The sequence below is a fragment of the Streptococcus cristatus genome, from assembly GCF_003943465.1.
Lineage (GTDB): Bacteria > Bacillota > Bacilli > Lactobacillales > Streptococcaceae > Streptococcus > Streptococcus cristatus_C.
In genome coordinates, this window is the sequence record NZ_RJPR01000040.1 from 1 (window position 1) to 647 (window position 647).

Sequence of the window (647 nt, forward strand, 5' to 3'; positions counted from 1 at the left end):
GTTTGAAAAGAAAAGTTCCCCAACTCCTTGAGGCACTTGATGGGTATTTTTCGGCTCATCATCGTTTTATGTTAGGTCAGTCCTTGGAGATTTACGATTTTTATCAAAAACAAATCGATTGTTTGGAAGAGCGTATGAACGGCTATCTAAATCTCTATGAGAGACCAGTGGAAATCCTAGATTCTATTCCTGGTATTGATCTCATTACAGCCTCTGTGATCATAGCGGAAATTGGGGTAGACATGAGCCAGTTTCCAACAGCTGGACATCTCGCTTCCTGGGCTGGTTTGTGTCCTGGAAATAATGAAAGTGCCGGTAAAAAGAGGAGCACAAAAATCAGACATGGCAATTCCTATTTAAAAAGGTGTCTCTGTCAAACAGTTTTTGCTGCAAAAAAACAAAAAGGAAGCCCACTAGCAGAGCGTTATTACCAGATTCGAAGCAGGAGAGGACCGCAAAAAGCAACTATTGCACTCGCACATCAACTTCTTAAAATAGCTTATATCCTTTTGAAAGAAAATCTCACTTATCAGGAGTTTGTGCTACAAAAAAGGCTACTAGAGACGAGCCAGTAGCCTAATACAATTTTTTCACTTTCATTATATCACAAGGGGAGTCTTTTTGCGCTCTTTTGAGTTTTCGTATAA

Annotated in this window: 1 protein-coding gene; it reads left to right on the top strand. The window is 39.7% G+C overall.

Annotated elements, in window-relative coordinates:
• A partial coding sequence (locus tag D8793_RS11780) for a transposase (protein WP_142999388.1) occupies window positions 1-575 on the top strand: 575 nt, incomplete at its 5' end.
• Window positions 576-647: the final 72 nt, after the last annotated feature.